Genomic DNA, 22,104 nt, shown 5'->3' on the forward strand with positions numbered 1-22,104 from the left:
GAGATCCTGAAACCGTGTGCCTACAAATAGTCAGAGCCCGTTAATGGGTGATGGCGTGCCTTTTGTAGAATGAACCGGCGAGTTACGATCCCGTGCGAGGTTAAGCTGAAGAGGCGGAGCCGCAGCGAAAGCGAGTCTGAATAGGGCGTTTAGTACGTGGTCGTAGACCCGAAACCAGGTGATCTACCCATGTCCAGGGTGAAGTTCAGGTAACACTGAATGGAGGCCCGAACCCACGCACGTTGAAAAGTGCGGGGATGAGGTGTGGGTAGCGGAGAAATTCCAATCGAACCTGGAGATAGCTGGTTCTCCCCGAAATAGCTTTAGGGCTAGCCTTAAGTGTAAGAGTCTTGGAGGTAGAGCACTGATTGAACTAGGGGTCCTCATCGGATTACCGAATTCAGTCAAACTCCGAATGCCAATGACTTATCCTTAGGAGTCAGACTGCGAGTGATAAGATCCGTAGTCAAGAGGGAAACAGCCCAGATCGCCAGCTAAGGTCCCAAAGTGTGTATTAAGTGGAAAAGGATGTGGAGTTGCTTAGACAACTAGGATGTTGGCTTAGAAGCAGCCACCATTTAAAGAGTGCGTAATAGCTCACTAGTCGAGTGACTCTGCGCCGAAAATGTACCGGGGCTAAATACACCACCGAAGCTGCGAATTGATACCAATGGTATCAGTGGTAGGGGAGCGTTCTAAGTGCAGTGAAGTCAGACCGGAAGGACTGGTGGAGCGCTTAGAAGTGAGAATGCCGGTATGAGTAGCGAAAGACGGGTGAGAATCCCGTCCACCGAATGCCTAAGGTTTCCTGAGGAAGGCTCGTCCGCTCAGGGTTAGTCAGGACCTAAGCCGAGGCCGACAGGCGTAGGCGATGGACAACAGGTTGATATTCCTGTACCACCTCTTTATCGTTTGAGCAATGGAGGGACGCAGAAGGATAGAAGAAGCGTGCGATTGGTTGTGCACGTCCAAGCAGTTAGGCTGATAAGTAGGCAAATCCGCTTATCGTGAAGGCTGAGCTGTGATGGGGAAGCTCCTTATGGAGCGAAGTCTTTGATTCCCCGCTGCCAAGAAAAGCTTCTAGCGAGATAAAAGGTGCCTGTACCGCAAACCGACACAGGTAGGCGAGGAGAGAATCCTAAGGTGTGCGAGAGAACTCTGGTTAAGGAACTCGGCAAAATGACCCCGTAACTTCGGGAGAAGGGGTGCTTTCTTAACGGAAAGCCGCAGTGAATAGGCCCAAGCGACTGTTTAGCAAAAACACAGCTCTCTGCGAAGCCGTAAGGCGAAGTATAGGGGGTGACACCTGCCCGGTGCTGGAAGGTTAAGGAGAGGGGTTAGCGTAAGCGAAGCTCTGAACTGAAGCCCCAGTAAACGGCGGCCGTAACTATAACGGTCCTAAGGTAGCGAAATTCCTTGTCGGGTAAGTTCCGACCCGCACGAAAGGTGTAACGATTTGGGCACTGTCTCAACCAGAGACTCGGTGAAATTATAGTACCTGTGAAGATGCAGGTTACCCGCGACAGGACGGAAAGACCCCGTGGAGCTTTACTGTAGCCTGATATTGAATTTTGGTACAGTTTGTACAGGATAGGCGGGAGCCATTGAAACCGGAGCGCTAGCTTCGGTGGAGGCGCTGGTGGGATACCGCCCTGACTGTATTGAAATTCTAACCTACGGGTCTTATCGACCCGGGAGACAGTGTCAGGTGGGCAGTTTGACTGGGGCGGTCGCCTCCTAAAGTGTAACGGAGGCGCCCAAAGGTTCCCTCAGAATGGTTGGAAATCATTCGTAGAGTGCAAAGGCATAAGGGAGCTTGACTGCGAGACCTACAAGTCGAGCAGGGACGAAAGTCGGGCTTAGTGATCCGGTGGTTCCGCATGGAAGGGCCATCGCTCAACGGATAAAAGCTACCCCGGGGATAACAGGCTTATCTCCCCCAAGAGTCCACATCGACGGGGAGGTTTGGCACCTCGATGTCGGCTCATCGCATCCTGGGGCTGTAGTCGGTCCCAAGGGTTGGGCTGTTCGCCCATTAAAGCGGTACGCGAGCTGGGTTCAGAACGTCGTGAGACAGTTCGGTCCCTATCCGTCGTGGGCGTAGGAAATTTGAGAGGAGCTGTCCTTAGTACGAGAGGACCGGGATGGACGCACCGCTGGTGTACCAGTTGTTCTGCCAAGGGCATAGCTGGGTAGCTATGTGCGGAAGGGATAAGTGCTGAAAGCATCTAAGCATGAAGCCCCCCTCAAGATGAGATTTCCCATAGCGTAAGCTAGTAAGATCCCTGAAAGATGATCAGGTTGATAGGTTCGAGGTGGAAGCATGGTGACATGTGGAGCTGACGAATACTAATAGATCGAGGACTTAACCATATAATATGTAGCGATGTTATCTAGTTTTGAGAGAACATAAAAAATTTGTTGACTTTTAAAGTGAATAAGTTATAATAATGATTGTCTCAAAAGAATAATGTCTGGTAATGATGGCAGAGAGGTCACACCCGTTCCCATACCGAACACGGAAGTTAAGCTCTCTAGCGCCGATGGTAGTTGGGACCTTGTCCCTGTGAGAGTAGGACGTTGCCAGGCAATATTATTCCGCAGTAGCTCAGCGGTAGAGCTATCGGCTGTTAACCGATCGGTCGTAGGTTCGATTCCTACCTGCGGAGCCATTGGAGAGCTGTCCGAGTTGGCCGAAGGAGCACGATTGGAAATCGTGTATACGTCACAAGCGTATCAAGGGTTCGAATCCCTTGCTCTCCGCCATAGGATTTATAATATTTGGCCCGTTGGTCAAGTGGTTAAGACACCGCCCTTTCACGGCGGTAACACGGGTTCGAATCCCGTACGGGTCACCACTTTGGAGGATTAGCTCAGCTGGGAGAGCACCTGCCTTACAAGCAGGGGGTCGGCGGTTCGATCCCGTCATCCTCCACCATATGAATTTTATATAAATAGTATTATCGCGGGGTGGAGCAGCACGGTAGCTCGTCGGGCTCATAACCCGAAGGTCGCAGGTTCAAATCCTGTCCCCGCAACCAAATGGTCCCGTGGTGTAGTGGTTAACATGCCTGCCTGTCACGCAGGAGATCGCCGGTTCGACCCCGGTCGGGACCGCCATTTTAATAAGGCTCGGTAGCTCAGTCGGTAGAGCAGAGGACTGAAAATCCTCGTGTCGGCGGTTCGATTCCGTCCCGAGCCACCATTTATTTTAATAAAATACGCCGGCTTAGCTCAATTGGTAGAGCAACTGACTTGTAATCAGTAGGTTGGGGGTTCAAGTCCTCTAGCCGGCACCATGTAAGTTTCGGAGGGGTAGCGAAGTGGCTAAACGCGGCGGACTGTAAATCCGCTCCTTCGGGTTCGGCAGTTCGAATCTGCCCCCCTCCACCATTTACATAGGGGCATAGTTTAAAGGTAGAACTGAGGTCTCCAAAACCTCCAGTGTGGGTTCGATTCCTACTGCCCCTGCCAAATATATTTACACAACATGGCGGTTGTGGCGAAGTGGTTAACGCACCGGATTGTGGCTCCGGCATTCGTGGGTTCGATTCCCATCAGTCGCCCCATTTTTATTTTTAAAATTACAAATAATTTAATTGATACTTACATATAATTAAGTAAGAATTCGATGGGCTATAGCCAAGCGGTAAGGCAACGGACTTTGACTCCGTCATGCGCTGGTTCGAATCCAGCTAGCCCAGCCATTTTTGCGGAAGTAGTTCAGTGGTAGAATACAACCTTGCCAAGGTTGGGGTCGCGGGTTCGAATCCCGTCTTCCGCTCCAATGAAATTTAATATGGCGGCATAGCCAAGTGGTAAGGCAGAGGTCTGCAAAACCTTTATCACCGGTTCAAATCCGGTTGCCGCCTTTTCTTTTGTGCCGATGTGGCGGAATTGGCAGACGCGCACGACTCAAAATCGTGTTCCTTCGGGAGTGTCGGTTCGACCCCGACCATCGGTATCATGAACGTCGTAAAAAAACTCTATACAATTAGTATAGAGTTTTTTTTGTTTTCTTTTCATTACATGACAAAATAAGCACAAAAAGTGTACGGTGAGTAAACTGCGAAACATTAAAAGGATAAAAACAAACATTCAATTTTATCCTTTTAATTGCGGTATTCTATAATATTCCCTTCAAGCACTCTAGAGAGAATTTCTCCACCCCGGTGACATGAAGTTAAATCCGACACCACCAGTAGATATTAGTACATGATCAGCTGTTAATTTCGTAATTTCTAAAAACTTCTTTTCAAACTTTTCTCTGTTGTATTTGTACATAGTTGAGTGGCACGACCACATGTGCGTTGAAGTACTCAACCAGTCCCCTAATTCCTTCAATTCAGGAAACGCCTCAAATTGGATTGGTTCATCTAATTTCATGAATCTTACTTGATAGATAGTTGGGTTTAACTTCTCTCCTATTCCTTTAAAAGCATGTGATTTTTTCTCATTTGAATGTGTCATAATTCTCCCTCCACCTTTTCTTCAAATTTTTCCCTATTTTTATTGTACAGCAATAGAAAGTAATTATGGGAATATTATGGAAATCGGTATCGGCAATATAAAAAGACTCTAACAGAAATGTTAGAGTCTTTTTTGTTAAATTATATTATGTGATGCTAAAATTCGTAATAAACTTAGGAATTCATGTATAATATAACTTGTCGAAAGAACAAAATGATAGTGATTTATATTATGTCTGTAATATGAATCAAAAATGAACTTTTTATATTTCTTTTAAAAATGTGTTGAACACACATTATATTTCATATTAATATTTTTATGTAGATTTAAAACGAGAAAGAGAGTGGAAAGTATGGGCCGTAAATGGAACAATATTAAAGACAAAAAAGCATCGAAAGATGCAAATACAAGCCGTATATACGCGAAATTTGGACGTGAAATTTATGTGGCGGCAAAACAAGGAGAGCCAGATCCAGAATCAAACCAAGCGCTTAGAGTCGTATTAGAACGTGCGAAAACATACAATGTACCAAGAACAATTATTGATCGTGCAGTTGAAAAGGCAAAAGGCGGTTCAGAGGAAAATTATGACGAGCTTCGTTATGAAGGATTTGGACCAAATGGAGCTATGGTTATTGTAGATACACTTACAAATAACGTAAACCGTACTGCAGCAGATGTACGAGCTGCATTTAGCAAAAACAGTGGTAACATGGGTGTAAACGGTTCTGTAGCTTACATGTTTGATGCGACAGCTGTTATCGGCCTTGAAGGTAAAACATCAGATGAAGTTCTTGAAATTTTAATGGAAGCAGATGTTGATGCACGTGACATTCTAGAAGAAGAAGATTCTGTTATCGTGTATGCTGAACCTGATCAATTCCATTCAGTACAATCTGCACTTAAAGGTGCTGGTGTTGAAGAATTTACAGTTGCAGAATTAACAATGCTTGCACAAAGTGATGTTACACTTCCCGAAGATGCTCAAGTACAATTTGAGAAAATGGTTGATGCATTAGAAGATTTAGAAGATGTGCAACAAGTTTACCACAACGTAGACTTAGGAGAATAATACGATAGAAGCCCTGTCCGTTTAACGGATAGAGGCTTTTTTTATGAAGTTAATTAAGTTGATGAATTAGTAAAGGTATTTTGTTGTAGACAGGGAATATGCTTATAGGGATATATGAAATAATCATTATTTCTAGGAGGTTTAATATGGAACATAAAACACCAAAGCATATCGTTGCTGTAGCAGGTTATTTAACAAATGAAAAAGATGAAGTGTTATTAGCTAAAGTACATTGGCGATCGGATACGTGGGAGTTGCCAGGAGGACAGGTGGAAGAAGGAGAAGCGCTCGATCAAGCAGTTTGTAGGGAAATGTTTGAGGAAACCGGTTTAACTGTGAAGCCGGTTGGAGTTACAGGTGTTTACTATAATGCTTCTATGCATATTTTAGCTGTTGTTTTTAAAGTGGCATATGTGAGCGGTGAAATAAAAATTCAACCTGAAGAAATACAAGAGGCTAAATTTGTTGCTTTAAATGAAGAGAATATAGATGAGTATATAACGCGTCCTCATATGAAATCCAGAACGCTTGATGCGATGAGAGCAACACATTATATTCCGTACGAAACGTGGGAAGTACAGCCGTATAGTTTAATAGGAAGATTGTAAAGAAAAGAGTGACCGATTTGAGATACATTCAAATCACTACTCTTTTTTTTTGTATACTGTTTAAGAAAAAGGTCAAAATAATAATAGCGCTAGTATTGATTTATAGAACGTTTGTTCTGTATAATGGATTTATCCCGCTATTTGCCGGGCAGCCCAATTGGTGAGGGCTAATAATCAGTGGGGATGAACAAAACCCCCACTGATTAAAGTTTCACTTTATATGTTATATACATTTAGATTACTAGATAGTTAAAAGTACATATATTTGTAGATGATATAATTAAAGTGTAAAGTGAAAATATAATAGTCTTAAGGGTTACTCTCTTATTGGTTATTCGTACTTTAACATACCTATATTCAATATTTCAGATGAATAGTAGATAAAAAAAGACTGTGATACAATACTTTTTTATCCGACTATTTGCTGGGCAGTAAGCCTGATTGATGAGGGCTTATTAAAGTTTCACTTTATACCTTACAATGATGTAAGGTACGTGTAAGAGAAATCGATGGGATATTTTTTTACAACAATGTATTCTTAAAGTAAGAGTTATATGCTGTGTGGAAAAGAGGTGTTCAAGATGAAAGAACGAGTATTATCTAGGGTGAACTATCATCAAAAAGTTGCATTAAATCCAATGACTAAACTTTTTTATAAAGCCATTATATTATTATTATTGTTAAGTTGTACGTTATTATTCATTGGAAATGTAATGATTGAGCAAAGTGATATTAGTAAATTACATGTGCCGGCTAAGTTAGAGGTACCAGAATCATTAACACATGCATTTATTGCGACAGAAGATAAAAGATTTTATCATCATAACGGTTTAGATTATATAGCAATTATTAGGGCCTCTGTTGAGAATATAAAGGCTGGTGGTGTCGTACAGGGAGGAAGCACGATTACACAGCAGCTATCTAAAAATGCTTTTTTAACGAATGAACGTACATTTTCTCGTAAGTGGAAAGAGATTTTTTATACGAAAAAAATTGAACGTACATTTACGAAGGATGAAATTTTAAAATTATATGTAAGTAACATTTATTATGGAGAAGGAGCATGGGGAATTGAAAAAGCAGCAAACCTTTACTTCGGTAAAAAGGTGAACCAATTAACGTTGGCTGAAAGTGCAATGATGGCTGCTGTAGTAAAAGCACCTGCTTATTACTCACCTGCCCAAAATTATGATAAAGCAGTAGAGAGACGAAATGTCGTTTTGAGACTAATGGAGAAAGAAGGCTATATAAGCCATGATGAGTATGTTCAAGCAGTTAGTGAGAAATTGGTAATTCGTCATGATATAAAAATAGAGCAGTCGATGTTAAATAGCGCGCGTAAAAAAGCAGTAAGTTAAGAGAAGTTCCTACAGAGGAGCTTCTTTTTTTGAATAAATTGTGACAAATTGTGACACAATATCGTCACAATTATTGTGTTTTTGTAATTTATGTGAGCGTGTTCATTGCGTGACGTATATAAGTGTTGATATTATGTGTATTGTGTACAATGCTGTATACAGAATATGAATTTAAAGAGGAATGTATATGAAATCAAATAAACTCATGGCTCTTGGTATAGTTTTTTCTATCGCAGTATTGATTGTAATTGGAACAATTGCGTATAGCATCATAAATGACAAAAAAGATAAAGGGAATGAGATGTTTGCTTATTCCACGCAACAATCTTTAGGGAAAGATGATGCTCCAGTTAAGGTAGTTGAATTTGGAGACTTCAAATGTCCTGCTTGTCGTACTTGGGATGTAACAGTATTACCTCGATTAAAAGAAGAGTATATTGATAAAGGCAAAGTGCAGTTATATTTTATTAACTTCCCATTTATCGGAAAAGACTCGGATTTAGGTGCAGCAGCTGGTGAAGCAATTTATAAACAAGATAAAGATTCATTCTGGATTTTCTATGATGAGATTTATCAAAATCAAAAGAAAGATACGGAAGAATGGATTACAGAAGATTTGCTTCTTAGTATTGTGAAAGAGAAACTTCCAAAAGTTGATGTAGAGCAATTTAAGAAAGATTTACACAGTAAAGAAATTACAGAAAAAGTACGTAAAGATTCAGATCGTGCTCAAAAATTAAAAGTTCAAGGTGCTCCTTCAGTATATGTAAACGGAAATCTTGCAAACCCTGATTTCGATAGTATGAAGAAGGCCATTGATAAAGAATTGAAAAAGTGATGAGGTCTCTCATCACTTTTTCGACTTTTTTCGATAAAATTCTTGCCTCTATTTTTTTAACATGCTATACTACTTTACATAAGTTATTCTAATATCTTATATGTAATTCATATTTGCGGGTGTAGTTTAGTGGTAAAACAAGAGCCTTCCAAGCTCTGGTCGAGAGTTCGATTCTCTTCACCCGCTCCAAATTTTATTAAATGTTTTTCTATAAATTGTGATCAACGCAGTGTTTCGTTTCCGAGATAAACGAGGCATTGCGTTTTTTAATGTTTGAAAAATATAATTACATGCGAAAATAGAAGTAAATAATAGTATTCCAAAAGTGAATTACTAACCAATAAAGTCGTTACATAAGGGATGATGGATTCATCTGAGGAGGCGATTAAGAGTGGATTTTGAACAATTAAAGCAAGATGTAATTGCGTATAGTAAAACAATTGGCATAGATAAAATAGGCTTTGCGAGTGCTTCTCCTTTTGAGGAATTAAAGCAGCGCTTAATCCAGCAACAACAATTAAATTATCAATCTGGATTTGAAGAGCCTGATATAGAGAAGAGAACGAATCCGCAACTTTTATTACCGGGTGCTAAATCAATTATTGCGATTGCTTTAGCATATCCTTCAAAATTAAAAAATGCACCATTAAGTAAGCGTGGAGAACGCCGTGGAATTTTTTGCCGTGCTTCTTGGGGACAAGATTATCATCTTGTTTTACGAGATCGTTTGCAAAAATTAGAAGCATATTTAATTGAAAAACTTCCAGATATAGAAGTGAAGTCCATGGTTGATACAGGTGAATTAAGTGATCGAGCTGTATCAGAGCGTGCAGGCATTGGCTGGAGTGGGAAAAACTGTGCTATTATTACACCTGAATTCGGTTCGTACGTATACTTAGGGGAAATGATTACAAATGTTCCATTCCCGCCAGATAAGCCGATAGAAGATCAATGCGGGGGCTGTACGAAATGTATCGATATTTGTCCTACAGGTGCTTTAATACAGGGGGGACAGTTAGATTCGAAGAAGTGTATTGCGTTTTTAACACAGACGAAAGGATTCCTACCTGAAGAATATCGCGATAAAATAGGAAATCGTATATATGGATGTGATACGTGTCAGACTGTTTGCCCGAAAAACAAAGGAATGGATTTTCATAATCATCCTGAGATGGAGCCGGATCCTGAGCTAGTTAAACCATTATTAACGCCACTTTTAACAATTAGTAATCGTGATTTTAAAGAGAAATATGGGATTATGTCAGGGTCATGGAGAGGGAAAAAGCCACTGCAAAGAAATGCGATTTTAGCATTAGCACATTTTAAAGAAGCATCGGCAATTCCTGATTTAATTGGTGTTATGAAAGATGACCCAAGACCGGTATTGCGCGGAACGGCAGCATGGGCACTTGGGAAAATTGGGGGAGATGGAGTAGGCGAAGCGATTGAGAAAGCGATGGAACGTGAGAAAGATGAAGAAGTACTTCATGAAATGAAGCGCGGGCTTGAATTGTTAGCACAGAAAAAAGAGTAGATAATATTTCCCTTTTTCATATTGTAATATGGGAGGGAAACGAAATGGCTGTAAAAATGAATATTGAAAAGCAAGTACAACAGTTTTTAGCATATATCACAGAGAAACGAACAGACGTGGATGGTATTGCTGAGGATTTACTACAAATGGCACAGAGAAAGAAACAATTGTTTCAAAGGCGTAGTGCACATATAGTGAAAGCAACTGCGGATGTTTCTTTCATTAGACAATTAAATAGTAATGACCATCAAGAAATTGATTATCAAATACATTTTAAATATTTAATTAAGCATAAAGAATCATTTTATATTGAAGAGGAACAATTAAAACGAAGAGTTTGTTTAAATAATAGTCGGATTATAGGCGATTATGATATTGAAGTGTCAGAAGAAATTAGAATGGGTGAGACATTAGAAAGGGAAATTACGAAAGAGAAGTACGGTTCTTATCAGTATAATCGTTTAGAGGCAGTGAAATATGCAGAGCGTTGGTGGGATGACCGAAATCCTATGTATCGTAATTTCCCTGATAATTGTACGAATTTTATTTCTCAATGTCTTCATACTGGAGAAGTACCTATGAACGGATATCCTAATATTCGTAAAGGATGGTGGCAAAGGGAGAATCAGTGGAGTTGGAGCTGGGCTGTTGCACATTCTTTTTATTGGTATTTGTCAGGTGCTACAACAGGACTTCGAGCAGAGGCGGTAGAGAGGCCAGAAGAACTTATTCTTGGAGATGTTATTGCTTATGATTTCGAGGATGACGGAAGATGGAATCATACGACGATTGTAGTAGCAAAAGATGCAGATGGTATGCCGCTTGTAAATGCACATTCAGCGAATAGCCGTCGACGTTATTGGAACTATGAAGACTCTAGTAAATATACACCACAAATGAAATATAAATTCTTTCATATTATTAATGGGTAGAGATTTTTCGCTCAAGTGGTATAATACGTAGTAGACAAAAAACAGAGGTGAATATCGCGTGGGAGTACATGTTGTTTTATATCAGCCAGAAATTCCAGCAAATACAGGGAATATTGCTCGTACTTGTGCAGCAACTGGAACAGAATTACATTTGATTAGACCGCTTGGATTTTCAACGGATGATAAAATGTTAAAGCGTGCCGGATTAGATTATTGGCAGCACGTGAAAATTACGTATTATGATTCAATTGAAGAATTTTATGAAAAAAATAAAGATGGTGAATTCTTCTATTTAACGAAGTATGGCGAAAAAGCTCATACAGCGTTTGACTATAGCAAGCGCGAGAAGGATTACTATTTTGTATTTGGAAGAGAAACAAACGGCTTACCAGCTAATGTAATCGAAGAAAACTTTGATCATTGTTTACGTATTCCAATGACAGATAAAGTACGTTCATTAAATTTATCTAATACAGCAGCAATTTTAATTTATGAAGCGTTCCGTCAACAAAATTACCCTGGATTAGATTTAGAAATCGTTTATTAAAAGTCGCCATATGGCGACTTTTTTTTATAAAATAAAAATAATATGTAATCATACATTTAAAAGAGAGGACATAATCATATAGAATGGGATATATGATTAAAAATAGATAAGACGGGTTGAGATAAATATGAAGGAAGAATATAGTAATCAAAATACCTTTTTAAGTATGATAGATATGGATTTAATTAGACAAGGATTATTACATGCTATTCAAGATTTAGTATTTATTTTGAAAGTTATTGATGATGAAACGTTTAAATATATGTATGTGAATAGAATAGGAATGGATTATGCTAGGTTAAGCGAAGAGTGCTATGGAAAAACTTTTGCAGAAGTATTACCAAAAGATATAGCGGGGATATTGCAAAGGCAATATGAAAAAGTAGTGAGAGAAGCGAAAGCACACACATTTTGTGATGTAGTCAAATTACAAAAAGGTGAGATACATTATGAATCTTCACTTAATCCTGTCTGCGATGAAGAAGGAATATGTCAATTTGTTATTTGTATTACAAGAGATATTACAGCTCAAATTGAGGAGAAGACAGAGATAGAGGAAAAACAAATGTTATTTAAGTCGTTACTAGAATATAATAATGACTCAATTATATCTATAGATTCTATAGGGAGAGTTACATATGCAAACCCGGCAACGTATGAAATATTTGGATACCGGTATGAAGAGTTAAATAATAAATTTATTTTTGAATTCATTAATAAAGAATATGAAAAAGACTTTCAAATTCTATTTAAAGGAGCTCTGCAGGGAAGAGCAAAACAAATTGTTTCAAAGAAATATGTTCATAAAGAAGGGTACGAGCTATATATTTCTTTGAGAACTATCCCGATTATTGTGAACGGTGAAATTGTTGGAGTTTATATTGTTACGAGAGATGTTACAAGGCAAGTATTAAACGAAATGCGAACAGAATATTTAGCCTACTATGACCAGTTAACGGGATTAATGAATAGAATTTCATGTACAAATAAGTTAAATACTTTTTTAAAAGAGAGTATAAATTTTGCGCTTGTATTTATAGATTTAGATGAGTTTCATCGTATTAATGATACATTTGGTCATAAAGAGGGAGATAAAGTATTACAAAAAGTTACAGAATGTTTAAGCAATCTAAAAATAGAAGGTATGCACTTATTTAGAGAACACGATGATCAATTTGTTATGTTAATAGAAAATATAACGAAAGAATGTGTAGAGGAAATTGCAAAAGGCATACTGAAAAATATTAGTGAATATTTTGTAATCGAGGAAGAAGATGTATATTTGAGTGCGTCAATTGGAATTGTAATGGCTCCAGCAGATGGAGAAGATGAAAAAATACTATTTCAGAGGGTCGATGCTGCTTTAGAAAAAGCAAAAGAAAAAGGAAAAGGACATTATCATTTTTATTGTAGTGGATTAGACTGTGAGCGTGAACAAAGGTTTATAATAGAAAACCAGTTACATCGTGCTATAGAAAAAAATGAGTTTTTCTTATATTATCAGCCACAAATTAATATTGAAACGAAAAAAATAGCTAGTATGGAAGCTTTAATAAGGTGGGAGAATAAGGAATTAGGATTTGTTTCTCCAAATCAATTTATTCCGTTGGCAGAAAGAACAGGATTTATTATTAAGCTCGATGAATGGGTAGTAAATCAAGTGTGTCAGCAACTGCGCGAATGGTTAAATAAAGGATATGAAGTGGTCCCAATTGCAGTTAATATTTCAGCTAGACACTTTCGCTCTATTACATTAATAGAGATGATTACACGGGCTTTAAATAAGTACAATGTACCAGCTCATTTATTAGCGATAGAGGTTACAGAAGGAGCTCTTATACATAAAGATATATCGAAGAGAGTGTTACTACAATTAAAAGAACAAAATTTAAAGATTCATTTAGATGATTTTGGAACAGGCTATTCATCTTTAAGTTACTTAAAAACATATCCAATTGATACTTTAAAAATTGATCGTTCTTTTATGGAAGGTATACATATAGATGAACGTGATACGAATATTACAGCTGCAATTATTCATTTAGCTCATACTTTAGAACTGAATGTAATTGCAGAGGGAGTAGAAAAAAAGGAGCAAATACAGTTTTTGAAAGAAAAGAATGTGAAGCTTGTACAAGGTTATTATTATAGTCGACCATTATCCAAATATGATATGGAAAATATGTATTATAAATAATGTATAAAAAAATGATGTGCTAAAAGCACATCATTTTTTATGTGTACCTGGTTTGTCATTGTAACCAGATGTAAAAATAGCTGTAAGAAATGTGAGTGATACACCTAAAATTAATAATAATTTCATACTAATATCCTCCTTACTTTTTTCGGTTCACGAGTTCTATTTATTACCCAAAATGTATGTAAGGTTCTTAGAAGAAAAGAATTTATTTATAATGAATAGCAGTGTGAAAACGTTAATACCTATATTATACAGAATTTTCTTTGAATTTTGGAGAGAATTTTAGCGTGCTATTATATATTTCGTTTTGATTTAAAGAATGTTTAAGGACATCCTAGCATACCTTTTATAATAATCCGATTGAACAAGGAGATGGGGGAGGAGCTATAATGGATATTCTAAAAAAGATTGAACAGCATCGAGCAGCAGAAGAACGGTTACAATGGGAAGGTACGTTTGCGGAGTATTTGGAGCTTGTGAAAGAAAGACCATGGGTGGCTCAAACAGCACACTCTCGCATTTACAATATGATAAAAGATGCTGGAATTGAAGAAGTTGATGGTAGAAGAAAGTATAACTTCTTTAGTAATCAGCTCTTTGGATTAGAGGATGCTCTAGAACGTCTTGTAGAGGAATATTTTCATCCATCCGCAAAACGATTAGATGTTAGAAAAAGAATTTTATTATTAATGGGTCCTGTTAGTGGAGGGAAATCAACGTTAGTTACGATGTTGAAACGAGGATTAGAAACATATTCACGAACAGATCGTGGAGCAATTTTTGCAATTAAAGGATGCCCAATGCATGAGGATCCACTGCATTTAATTCCACATCATTTACGAGATGATTTCTTTGATGAGTATGGGGTTAGAATTGAAGGAAATTTATCACCACTAAATGTCATGCGTTTAGAGCAAGAATACGGATCAAGAATTGAGGATGTAGTTGTAGAGCGTATTTTCTTCTCTGAAGATCGCCGTACAGGGATTGGTACATTTAGCCCGTCTGATCCAAAATCACAGGATATTGCAGATTTAACAGGTAGTCTGGACTTTTCTACGATTGCAGAATATGGTTCAGAATCAGACCCGCGTGCGTATCGATTTGATGGAGAATTAAATAAGGCGAACCGAGGAATGATGGAGTTCCAAGAGATGTTAAAATGTGATGAGAAGTTTTTATGGCACTTATTATCGCTTACGCAAGAAGGGAATTTCAAAGCGGGAAGATTTGCGCTTATTTCAGCAGATGAATTAATTGTAGCGCATACGAATGAAACAGAGTATCGCTCATTTATAGCAAATAAGAAAAATGAAGCATTGCACTCAAGAATTATTGTAATGCCAGTTCCTTATAATTTACGAGTAAGTGAAGAAGAACATATTTATGAAAAAATGATTCGTGAAAGTGATGTGTCGAATGTTCACATTGCACCACACACACTTCGCGTTGCAGCAATGTTCACTATTTTAACTCGTTTAAAAGATCCGAAGCGTCCGGATATTGATTTAATTAAAAAGATGCGTTTGTATGATGGAGAAACGGTAGAAGGTTATAATGCGATTGATGTAGAGGAGCTACAACGAGAATACCAAGATGAAGGTATGAAGGGTATTGATCCTCGTTATGTCATTAACCGAATTTCGTCTACAATCATTCGAAAAGAGGTACCATCTATTAACGCGTTAGATGTACTTAGATCTTTAAAAGATGGGCTGGATCAGCATCCATCGATTAGTAATGAAGACCGTGAACGTTATATGAATTTCATCTCATTAGCGAGAAAAGAATACGATGAAATCGCGAAGAAAGAAGTACAAAAGGCGTTTGTTTATTCATATGAAGAATCGGCTAAGACACTTATGGATAATTATTTAGATAACGTCGAGGCGTACTGCAATAAATCGAAATTACGTGATCCGTTAACAGGAGAAGAAATGAGTCCAGATGAAAAATTAATGCGCTCAATTGAAGAGCAAATTGGGATTTCAGAAAATGCTAAGAAAGCGTTCCGTGAAGAGATTTTAATTCGCATTTCTGCTTATGCCCGTAAAGGAAAACGCTTTGATTATAATTCACATGAACGTCTTCGTGAAGCGATTCAGAAAAAACTATTTGCTGATTTAAAAGATATAGTGAAAATTACAACATCAACGAAAACGCCGGACGAAAATCAGCTTAAAAAAATCAATGATGTTGTTGCGCGTTTAATTGATGAGCATGGCTATAATTCTTCTTCAGCAAATGAATTATTACGCTATGTAGGTAGCTTGTTAAACCGATAGTTTGATAACAAAACGCTGTCTCTTGTATTTTGCGGGACAGCGTTTTATTATCCGTTCATATGTGTATAAAGTGTCATACCTTGTCCAAATGTAATAAATTAAGATGCAATTTCATGAATTTATTGTCAATTATTTTTACAATATGCATATGATAGAGTAACCAACCATTCATATGAAAAAAGCCAACACAATACAATATGTTGCAAAGTAAAAATGTGTGCAACAATGCATTGTGTTTCTTTCTTATCAGTGGCTGAATATTTCTTTCTATTATGTGAGTGGCAAAATTTTGTTTAGGATGCTCGGGTATTGTATGAAAAACGTTATAAATGTTTATGGGATGATTTTCTGTGGGCAGTTACCTTTCAAATATTCTAGCTTGCACAGTACAGAACAAAATTTATAGATTGCTGTTCATAAAGGAAGACAATTACAGTAAGGAGGGAAAGGAATGGGCGAAGAAAATCAACCAAATTATACGATTTCACAGGAAAACTGGTCCCTCCATCGCAAAGGATATGACGACCAACAACGCCATCAAGAAAAAGTACAAGAGGCAATTAAGAATAATTTACCCGATCTTGTAACAGAAGAAAGTATAGTTATGTCTAATGGCAAAGATGTTGTAAAAATACCAATTCGTTCTCTAGATGAATATAAGATTAGATACAATTATGATAAAAATAAACATGTTGGGCAAGGAAACGGTGACAGTAAAGTTGGTGATGTCGTTGCGAGAGATGGATCAGGTGGTCAAAAACAAAAAGGGCCAGGAAAAGGGCAAGGAGCAGGAGATGCAGCTGGGGAAGATTACTATGAAGCTGAAGTCTCTATTTTAGAATTAGAGCAGGCGTTTTTCAGAGAGTTAGAGCTGCCTAATTTAAAGAGAAAAGAAATAGATGAAAATCGGATTGAACATGTTGAATTTAATGACATTAGAAAAACAGGATTATGGGGAAATATCGATAAGAAACGAACAATGATATCTGCATATAAACGAAATGCGATGCGTGGTAAAGCATCTTTCCATCCAATTCATCAAGAAGACTTAAAGTTCCGCACTTGGAATGAAGTATTAAAGCCAGATTCAAAGGCTGTTGTGTTAGCGATGATGGATACGAGTGGATCGATGGGAATGTGGGAGAAGTATATGGCACGTAGCTTCTTTTTCTGGATGACAAGATTTTTACGCACAAAGTATGAAACAGTTGATATTGAATTTATTGCTCACCATACAGAAGCGAAAGTCGTCACAGAAGAAGAATTTTTCTCAAAAGGAGAAAGTGGCGGAACAATATGTTCTTCCGTATATAAAAAGGCATTAGAACTGATTGATAATAAATATTCACCAGACCGCTATAATATTTATCCATTCCATTTTTCAGATGGTGATAATTTAACATCAGATAACGCTAGGTGTGTAAAGCTTGTGGAAGAATTAATGAAGAAATGTAATATGTTTGGATATGGGGAAGTGAATCAGTATAATCGCCATAGTACACTCATGTCAGCCTATAAAAATATTAAAGATGAAAACTTTAGATACTATATTTTAAAGCAAAAAGCAGACGTATTTCATGCGATGAAAAGCTTTTTTAGAGAAGAATCAGGTGAGAAAATGGCATAACCTCTTTTAAAGAGGTTCTTTTTTTGTAAACTTTTTATTTTTTTAGTTGACAATGATAATGAAAATCATTATCATTTATTCGAGAAATGATTACATTTCGAATTATATATTTTGGAGGAGATGTAAAGTTGAAACAAAATAAAAGAAAACGTATAAATGCAATGATTATAGCGGCGGCGTTATCACTTCCGTTTGCTGTTTATTCAACACCTGCTTTAGCGGCAGTGGCAATTGAGGCGAATAAAACGGGACAAGGTTTAGAAGATGGTACATATGATGCTGTTATTAAAGCGTATAAAGATAAAACGAATGAAGAGTCTATGGCAGCTGTTTATATAAAGGATCCGAAATTAACAATTGAGAATGGAAAGAAAATTGTAACAGCAACGTTAAGTGATAGTGATTTCTTCCAATACTTGAAAACAGAGGATATTCATACGCCAGGTGTGTTTCATGATGTAAAGGTCCTATCAGAAGACAAAAAGAAAAATGGGACGAAGGTTATTCAATTTGAAGTTGGAGAATTAGGAAAAACATACAATATGCAAATGCATATTTATATTCCAACGATGGCCTATGATAATAAATATCAAGTGCAGTTTGAAGTAAATGCTATAAATTTAGAAAACAATGTTTCAGAAAAACAAAAGGAAAATAAAGAGGAGCAACAAGATGAAAACGGAAATGTAATATTAGATAAGCAATTACAAAAATATATTAATAAATATAACTTAGATAGAGATAATGTAGATGCGCCAATCACAAAGAAAGATTTATTACAAATTAAAACATTATCCATTTATTCAGGTAAAGGGATAAATGAAATAGCTGGTTTAGAGTATATGACAAATTTAGAGAAGTTGACGTTACGAGAGTCTAATGTAACAGATATATCAGCTATCTCGAAATTGAGAAGTTTGAAGTACGTTGATTTAACTTCTAATTCAATTGAAAGTATTCATCCAATTGGGCAATTAGAGAATATTAATATGCTTTTTTTAAGAGATAATAAAATTTCTGATCTTACACCATTAAGTAAAATGAAAAAAATCAAAACATTAGATTTAATCGGTAATAACATTAAAGATATCCAGCCATTATTTACATTATCAACTATGAAACAATTATACTTAGCAAATAATCAAATCAGTGATCTTAATGGAATTGATCGATTAAATAATGTGGAACTATTATGGATAGGGAACAATAAAATTAATAATGTTGAATCTATTAGTAAAATGAGTAATCTTATTGAACTAGAAATTGCTGATAGTGAAATAAAAGATATATCACCATTATCTCAATTAGGAAATTTACAAGTGCTGAATTTAGAAGAGAATTATATCTCTGATATATCGCCGTTGAGCACTTTAACAAATTTACATGAGATAAATCTTGGAGCAAATGAAATTTCTGACGTAAGGCCTGTTGAGGAATTAGGTAAGCGAATTTCAATTGACATTCAAAGACAAAAAATCTTTTTAAATGAAGCAAGCGTAGATGAGGAATTAAAAATCCCAGTATACAACCTTAAGGGAGAACCAATTCAAAATATTAATGTAAAAAGTGAGGGGGCTACTCTGAATAACGGATTTATAAAATGGAATAGTCCTGGAGAAAAAATATATGAATTTAAACTAGATACTAATTCTACTGAAAGTAAAATAAGATTTAATGGTACGGTTATACAGAATATAGTTGAAAAACAAAAAGAACGTGCAAATGTAATTCTCGATAAAACTTTACAACAACATATTAATAAAGAGAATTTAGGTAGAGAGAACTTAAACGCTCCTATCACAAAAGAAGATTTATTACAGGTTAAAAAATTAGAGATACTTAAAGAAAAAGGAAATGAGATAAAAGATATAACAGGTTTAGAGTACATGACGAACTTAGAAAACCTTACTTTAGAAGGAGTAGGCCTGAAAAATATTGATTTCATCTCAAACTTGAAACGATTGAATAATGTGAATGTATCTCATAATCAAATTGAAGATATAACACCGCTATCTTCATTGAAAAATTTACAGTGGTTAAATCTTACTGAGAATCGTATTACAGATGTAACGGTTCTTGGCTCAATGTTAGACTTACTTAGTTTAAAATTAGCTGAAAATGAGATTCGTGATGTAAGGCCATTAATACAATTAGGTCAGTGGGTAACAATTGATGTTAGAAGGCAAAAGGTCATTTTGGATGATGCAGAAATAAATAAAGAAGTGAAAATACCTGTATATGATTTAGAGGGAGAGCCAATTGAAAAGATTACACTAAAGAGTGAAGGTGGAACTCTTACTGATGAGGGAATCATTTGGCGTACTTTAGGAGAAAAAATATATGAATTTGATTTAGATGCAGATCATTATGAGACTGGCATATTATATAGTGGCATTGTAATGCAGAATATAGTAGAAAAATTAATACCAAAAGAAGAAGTGAAAGAACCAACAAAGGAAGTGGAAGAGTCAAAAGAAGAAGTGAAAGAACCAACAAAGGAAGTTGAAGAGTCAAAAGAAGAAGTGAAAGAACCAACAAAAGAAGTGGAAGAGTCAAAAGAAGAAGTGAAAGAACCAACAAAAGAAGTTGAAGAGTCAAAAGAAGAAGTAAAAGAACCAACGAAAGAAGTGGAAGAGTCAAAAGAAGAAGTGAAAGAACCAACAAAAGAAGTTGAAGAAGCGAAAGAGGAAGTAAAAGAGCCAAAAGGAAATAATCAGGTTGTTGAAAACGAAGGCAGAACAGCAGATACTTTAAATACACAACATGTTAATAAGACGGAGGAAGGAAAGAAATCTTTACCATCAACAGGCGGTGAAGCTAGCACATCGACTTTACTTTCTGGAATAACACTTGTTCTTTCCGCACTAAGTATGTTCGTATTTAGAAAGAGGTTATTTAAGAAATAAATAACGTTTAATCTTATTATTGTATATAATTAATGTTTGTCTTTTGTGTAATAGATAGAGTAAAACCCCATTCGTATGAAAATTATATTTCATACGAATGGGGTTTGTTAATTTTCTTTTTTCTCTCAGTCATCACGGATTCAGAAGTAATTTGAGGTGCCAATTGTTACATAATCTTTTTTATTTTTTGCGGAACTTCTTTCGTTTGCGAATTAACATCTTCCTTTCGCAGCTCTTTAAATAGCGAAGCAACCATAAGAACGACTACGATAGAAAATGGTAGTGCTGCGATTATAGCTGCAATTTGTAGTGCATTTAATCCTCCAGCTTGTAATAAAAGTGCTGCAATGATCGCGATTGTTAATCCCCATATAAGTTTTAAACTATTTTTCGGTGATAAGCTTCCGTTACTCGTTTGCATTGAAACAACAAATGTTGCCGAGTCGGCAGAAGTAACGAAAAATGTGGCTACTAAAATTAACCCGATAACCGTTAAAAATGTAGAGAATGGTAGGTGCGAAATAACAGCAAATAATCCAATCTCTGTACCATTTTTTGCGATTTCATCAGCTATCCCAAGCGATTGGAACATTTCCATATGGATAGCGGTACCGCCAAATACTGCAAACCAAAATGTACAGATAAGAGTTGGGACTAATACAACTCCAATAATAAATTCTTTTATTGTGCGCCCTTTAGAAATACGAGCAATGAATGTACCGACGAATGGAGACCAAGAGATCCACCATCCCCAATAGAAAATAGTCCAGTTTTCAATCCAAGAAGAAGATTTTTCACTAAATGCTCCTAAATTTAATCCCATACTAGGTAAAGCGCCGATATAAGAACCGAGTGTAGATGTGAAATATTTCATAATAAATACAGTTGGTCCTAAAATTAAAAAGGAGACGAGTAAAATACCTGCGAGAGAGAAATTCAAGTTACTCAAATATTTAATCCCACGATCTAAGCCAGTTTGCGCACTTGTTAAATATAAAACAGCGAAGATAGCTATAAGTACGAGCTGAGTAAGTAAAGTGTTATGAATAGAAGGGAATAAATAGCTTAATCCTCCGGCAATTTGTTGAGCACCAATCCCAACAGATGGCACAATGCCAAATACTGTGGCTAAAACAGCCAAAATATCGACTGTTTTTCCGATAGGAGAATTTTTCGATCGATTAAATAATGGAGTAACTGTAGCCCCAATTGTGCTACCTTTTTGTTTGCGGAATGTGAAATATGCAATTGTTAAAGCAACCATCGCGTATAGTGACCACGGAAAGAGTCCCCAGTGGAAAAATGAATATTGCATAGCGAGTTTGGCGCTTTCCTCTGTACCTGCTTTTCCTGTTAATGGATCTGTAAAATGTGAAATCGGTTCAGCGATTCCATAGAAGAGGAGTCCAATCCCCATTCCTGCTCCAAACAACATGGATAACCAAGATGAATAGCTGTATTTTGGTCTTTCTCCATCTTTACCAAGACGAATAGAACCGTATTTTGAAAAGGCTAAATAAGTAGCTAAAACAAGCATTGTGGTCATAAGTAGAGAGTAAAACCATCCAAATTTATTGAGGATAAATGAGTTTAAAGAAGATGTGATACTTTGTAAATCATGGCCTTGTATCCAGCTTGCTGGTATGACACCCCATATAATAAATAAGGTTGTAAGCAAGATGGAGATATAAAATACACTGTTCTCTTTTTTTATCATAGAATCCCAC

At 36.8% G+C, this 22,104-nt stretch carries 13 protein-coding genes, 16 tRNA genes and 2 rRNA genes (1 of these 31 cut by a window edge); 29 read left to right on the forward strand and 2 right to left on the reverse strand.

The window, feature by feature from the left end; genetic code table 11:
• The 17 genes from AC0ONG_RS01220 to AC0ONG_RS01300 form a co-directional block, all read left to right on the forward strand.
• Nucleotides 1–2,373 (forward strand): 23S ribosomal RNA (locus tag AC0ONG_RS01220); it begins 549 nt to the left of the window's first position.
• Nucleotides 2,374–2,473: 100 nt separating this feature from the next.
• Nucleotides 2,474–2,589 (forward strand): 5S ribosomal RNA (gene rrf / locus AC0ONG_RS01225).
• Between the two features lie 8 nt (nucleotides 2,590–2,597).
• Nucleotides 2,598–2,672, forward strand: a tRNA-Asn gene (locus AC0ONG_RS01230).
• A gap of 2 nt (nucleotides 2,673–2,674) precedes the next feature.
• Nucleotides 2,675–2,766, forward strand: a tRNA-Ser gene (locus tag AC0ONG_RS01235).
• A gap of 17 nt (nucleotides 2,767–2,783) precedes the next feature.
• A tRNA-Glu gene (locus tag AC0ONG_RS01240) sits at nucleotides 2,784–2,858 on the forward strand.
• A gap of 4 nt (nucleotides 2,859–2,862) precedes the next feature.
• Nucleotides 2,863–2,938 (forward strand) — tRNA-Val (locus AC0ONG_RS01245).
• A gap of 26 nt (nucleotides 2,939–2,964) precedes the next feature.
• Nucleotides 2,965–3,041, forward strand: a tRNA-Met gene (locus tag AC0ONG_RS01250).
• A 3-nt stretch (nucleotides 3,042–3,044) separates the two neighbouring features.
• Nucleotides 3,045–3,120 (forward strand) — tRNA-Asp (locus AC0ONG_RS01255).
• Between the two features lie 9 nt (nucleotides 3,121–3,129).
• A tRNA-Phe gene (locus AC0ONG_RS01260) sits at nucleotides 3,130–3,205 on the forward strand.
• 18 nt (nucleotides 3,206–3,223) lie between these two features.
• Nucleotides 3,224–3,299, forward strand: a tRNA-Thr gene (locus AC0ONG_RS01265).
• Nucleotides 3,300–3,309: 10 nt separating this feature from the next.
• Nucleotides 3,310–3,393: transfer RNA gene (locus AC0ONG_RS01270), tRNA-Tyr, on the forward strand.
• A 7-nt stretch (nucleotides 3,394–3,400) separates the two neighbouring features.
• Nucleotides 3,401–3,474, forward strand: a tRNA-Trp gene (locus AC0ONG_RS01275).
• A gap of 19 nt (nucleotides 3,475–3,493) precedes the next feature.
• Nucleotides 3,494–3,569, forward strand: a tRNA-His gene (locus tag AC0ONG_RS01280).
• A 63-nt stretch (nucleotides 3,570–3,632) separates the two neighbouring features.
• Nucleotides 3,633–3,707: transfer RNA gene (locus AC0ONG_RS01285), tRNA-Gln, on the forward strand.
• A gap of 5 nt (nucleotides 3,708–3,712) precedes the next feature.
• Nucleotides 3,713–3,787: transfer RNA gene (locus tag AC0ONG_RS01290), tRNA-Gly, on the forward strand.
• Nucleotides 3,788–3,801: 14 nt separating this feature from the next.
• Nucleotides 3,802–3,872 (forward strand) — tRNA-Cys (locus AC0ONG_RS01295).
• 10 nt (nucleotides 3,873–3,882) lie between these two features.
• A tRNA-Leu gene (locus AC0ONG_RS01300) sits at nucleotides 3,883–3,964 on the forward strand.
• Between the two features lie 185 nt (nucleotides 3,965–4,149).
• On the opposite strand, the gene AC0ONG_RS01305 is transcribed toward AC0ONG_RS01300, so the two are convergent.
• Complete coding sequence (locus AC0ONG_RS01305) at nucleotides 4,150–4,470, reverse strand: DUF3884 family protein (protein ID WP_000149824.1); 321 nt, start codon at nucleotides 4,468–4,470, stop codon at nucleotides 4,150–4,152.
• A gap of 352 nt (nucleotides 4,471–4,822) precedes the next feature.
• Here AC0ONG_RS01305 and AC0ONG_RS01310 point away from each other — a divergent pair, with 352 nt between their 5' ends.
• From AC0ONG_RS01310 to AC0ONG_RS01365, 12 genes are all read left to right on the forward strand, one after another.
• Nucleotides 4,823–5,542, forward strand: coding sequence for a YebC/PmpR family DNA-binding transcriptional regulator (locus AC0ONG_RS01310; RefSeq protein ID WP_000532954.1), 720 nt, complete (start codon nucleotides 4,823–4,825; stop codon nucleotides 5,540–5,542).
• 146 nt (nucleotides 5,543–5,688) lie between these two features.
• On the forward strand, nucleotides 5,689–6,150 hold the full coding sequence (locus AC0ONG_RS01315; RefSeq protein ID WP_000400451.1) for an NUDIX hydrolase: 462 nt from the start codon (nucleotides 5,689–5,691) through the stop codon (nucleotides 6,148–6,150).
• Nucleotides 6,151–6,731: 581 nt separating this feature from the next.
• Nucleotides 6,732–7,508 carry a transglycosylase domain-containing protein gene (locus tag AC0ONG_RS01320; protein ID WP_000664718.1) on the forward strand — a complete coding sequence of 259 codons (777 nt, stop codon included), beginning with the start codon at nucleotides 6,732–6,734 and terminating at the stop codon, nucleotides 7,506–7,508.
• 187 nt (nucleotides 7,509–7,695) lie between these two features.
• Nucleotides 7,696–8,346: a DsbA family protein gene (locus tag AC0ONG_RS01325; protein WP_000841308.1), complete on the forward strand. Its 651-nt coding sequence runs from the start codon at nucleotides 7,696–7,698 to the stop codon at nucleotides 8,344–8,346.
• 115 nt (nucleotides 8,347–8,461) lie between these two features.
• Nucleotides 8,462–8,535 (forward strand) — tRNA-Gly (locus tag AC0ONG_RS01330).
• A 202-nt stretch (nucleotides 8,536–8,737) separates the two neighbouring features.
• A complete protein-coding gene (gene queG, locus AC0ONG_RS01335; RefSeq protein ID WP_000345208.1) occupies nucleotides 8,738–9,880 on the forward strand; it encodes a tRNA epoxyqueuosine(34) reductase QueG in 1,143 nt (380 codons plus the stop codon).
• A 44-nt stretch (nucleotides 9,881–9,924) separates the two neighbouring features.
• Nucleotides 9,925–10,812 carry an amidase domain-containing protein gene (locus tag AC0ONG_RS01340; RefSeq protein WP_017762769.1) on the forward strand — a complete coding sequence of 296 codons (888 nt, stop codon included), beginning with the start codon at nucleotides 9,925–9,927 and terminating at the stop codon, nucleotides 10,810–10,812.
• A 58-nt stretch (nucleotides 10,813–10,870) separates the two neighbouring features.
• Nucleotides 10,871–11,359, forward strand: a complete 489-nt coding sequence (trmL, locus tag AC0ONG_RS01345; RefSeq protein WP_000538147.1) for a tRNA (uridine(34)/cytosine(34)/5-carboxymethylaminomethyluridine(34)-2'-O)-methyltransferase TrmL — start codon at nucleotides 10,871–10,873, stop codon at nucleotides 11,357–11,359.
• Between the two features lie 127 nt (nucleotides 11,360–11,486).
• Nucleotides 11,487–13,556, forward strand: a complete 2,070-nt coding sequence (locus tag AC0ONG_RS01350) for a sensor domain-containing protein (RefSeq protein WP_106081995.1) — start codon at nucleotides 11,487–11,489, stop codon at nucleotides 13,554–13,556.
• 392 nt (nucleotides 13,557–13,948) lie between these two features.
• Complete coding sequence (locus AC0ONG_RS01355) at nucleotides 13,949–15,844, forward strand: PrkA family serine protein kinase (RefSeq protein ID WP_000353273.1); 1,896 nt, start codon at nucleotides 13,949–13,951, stop codon at nucleotides 15,842–15,844.
• Between the two features lie 451 nt (nucleotides 15,845–16,295).
• On the forward strand, nucleotides 16,296–17,471 hold the full coding sequence (yhbH, locus tag AC0ONG_RS01360; RefSeq protein WP_000503516.1) for a sporulation protein YhbH: 1,176 nt from the start codon (nucleotides 16,296–16,298) through the stop codon (nucleotides 17,469–17,471).
• A gap of 128 nt (nucleotides 17,472–17,599) precedes the next feature.
• Complete coding sequence (locus AC0ONG_RS01365) at nucleotides 17,600–20,377, forward strand: leucine-rich repeat domain-containing protein (protein ID WP_153599396.1); 2,778 nt, start codon at nucleotides 17,600–17,602, stop codon at nucleotides 20,375–20,377.
• Between the two features lie 166 nt (nucleotides 20,378–20,543).
• Here AC0ONG_RS01365 and opuD read toward each other — a convergent pair whose 3' ends face one another.
• Complete coding sequence (gene opuD, locus AC0ONG_RS01370) at nucleotides 20,544–22,094, reverse strand: glycine betaine transporter OpuD (protein ID WP_000591601.1); 1,551 nt, start codon at nucleotides 22,092–22,094, stop codon at nucleotides 20,544–20,546.
• Nucleotides 22,095–22,104 lie beyond the last annotated feature (10 nt).

This window comes from Bacillus sp. TCT6 (genome assembly GCF_056033845.1).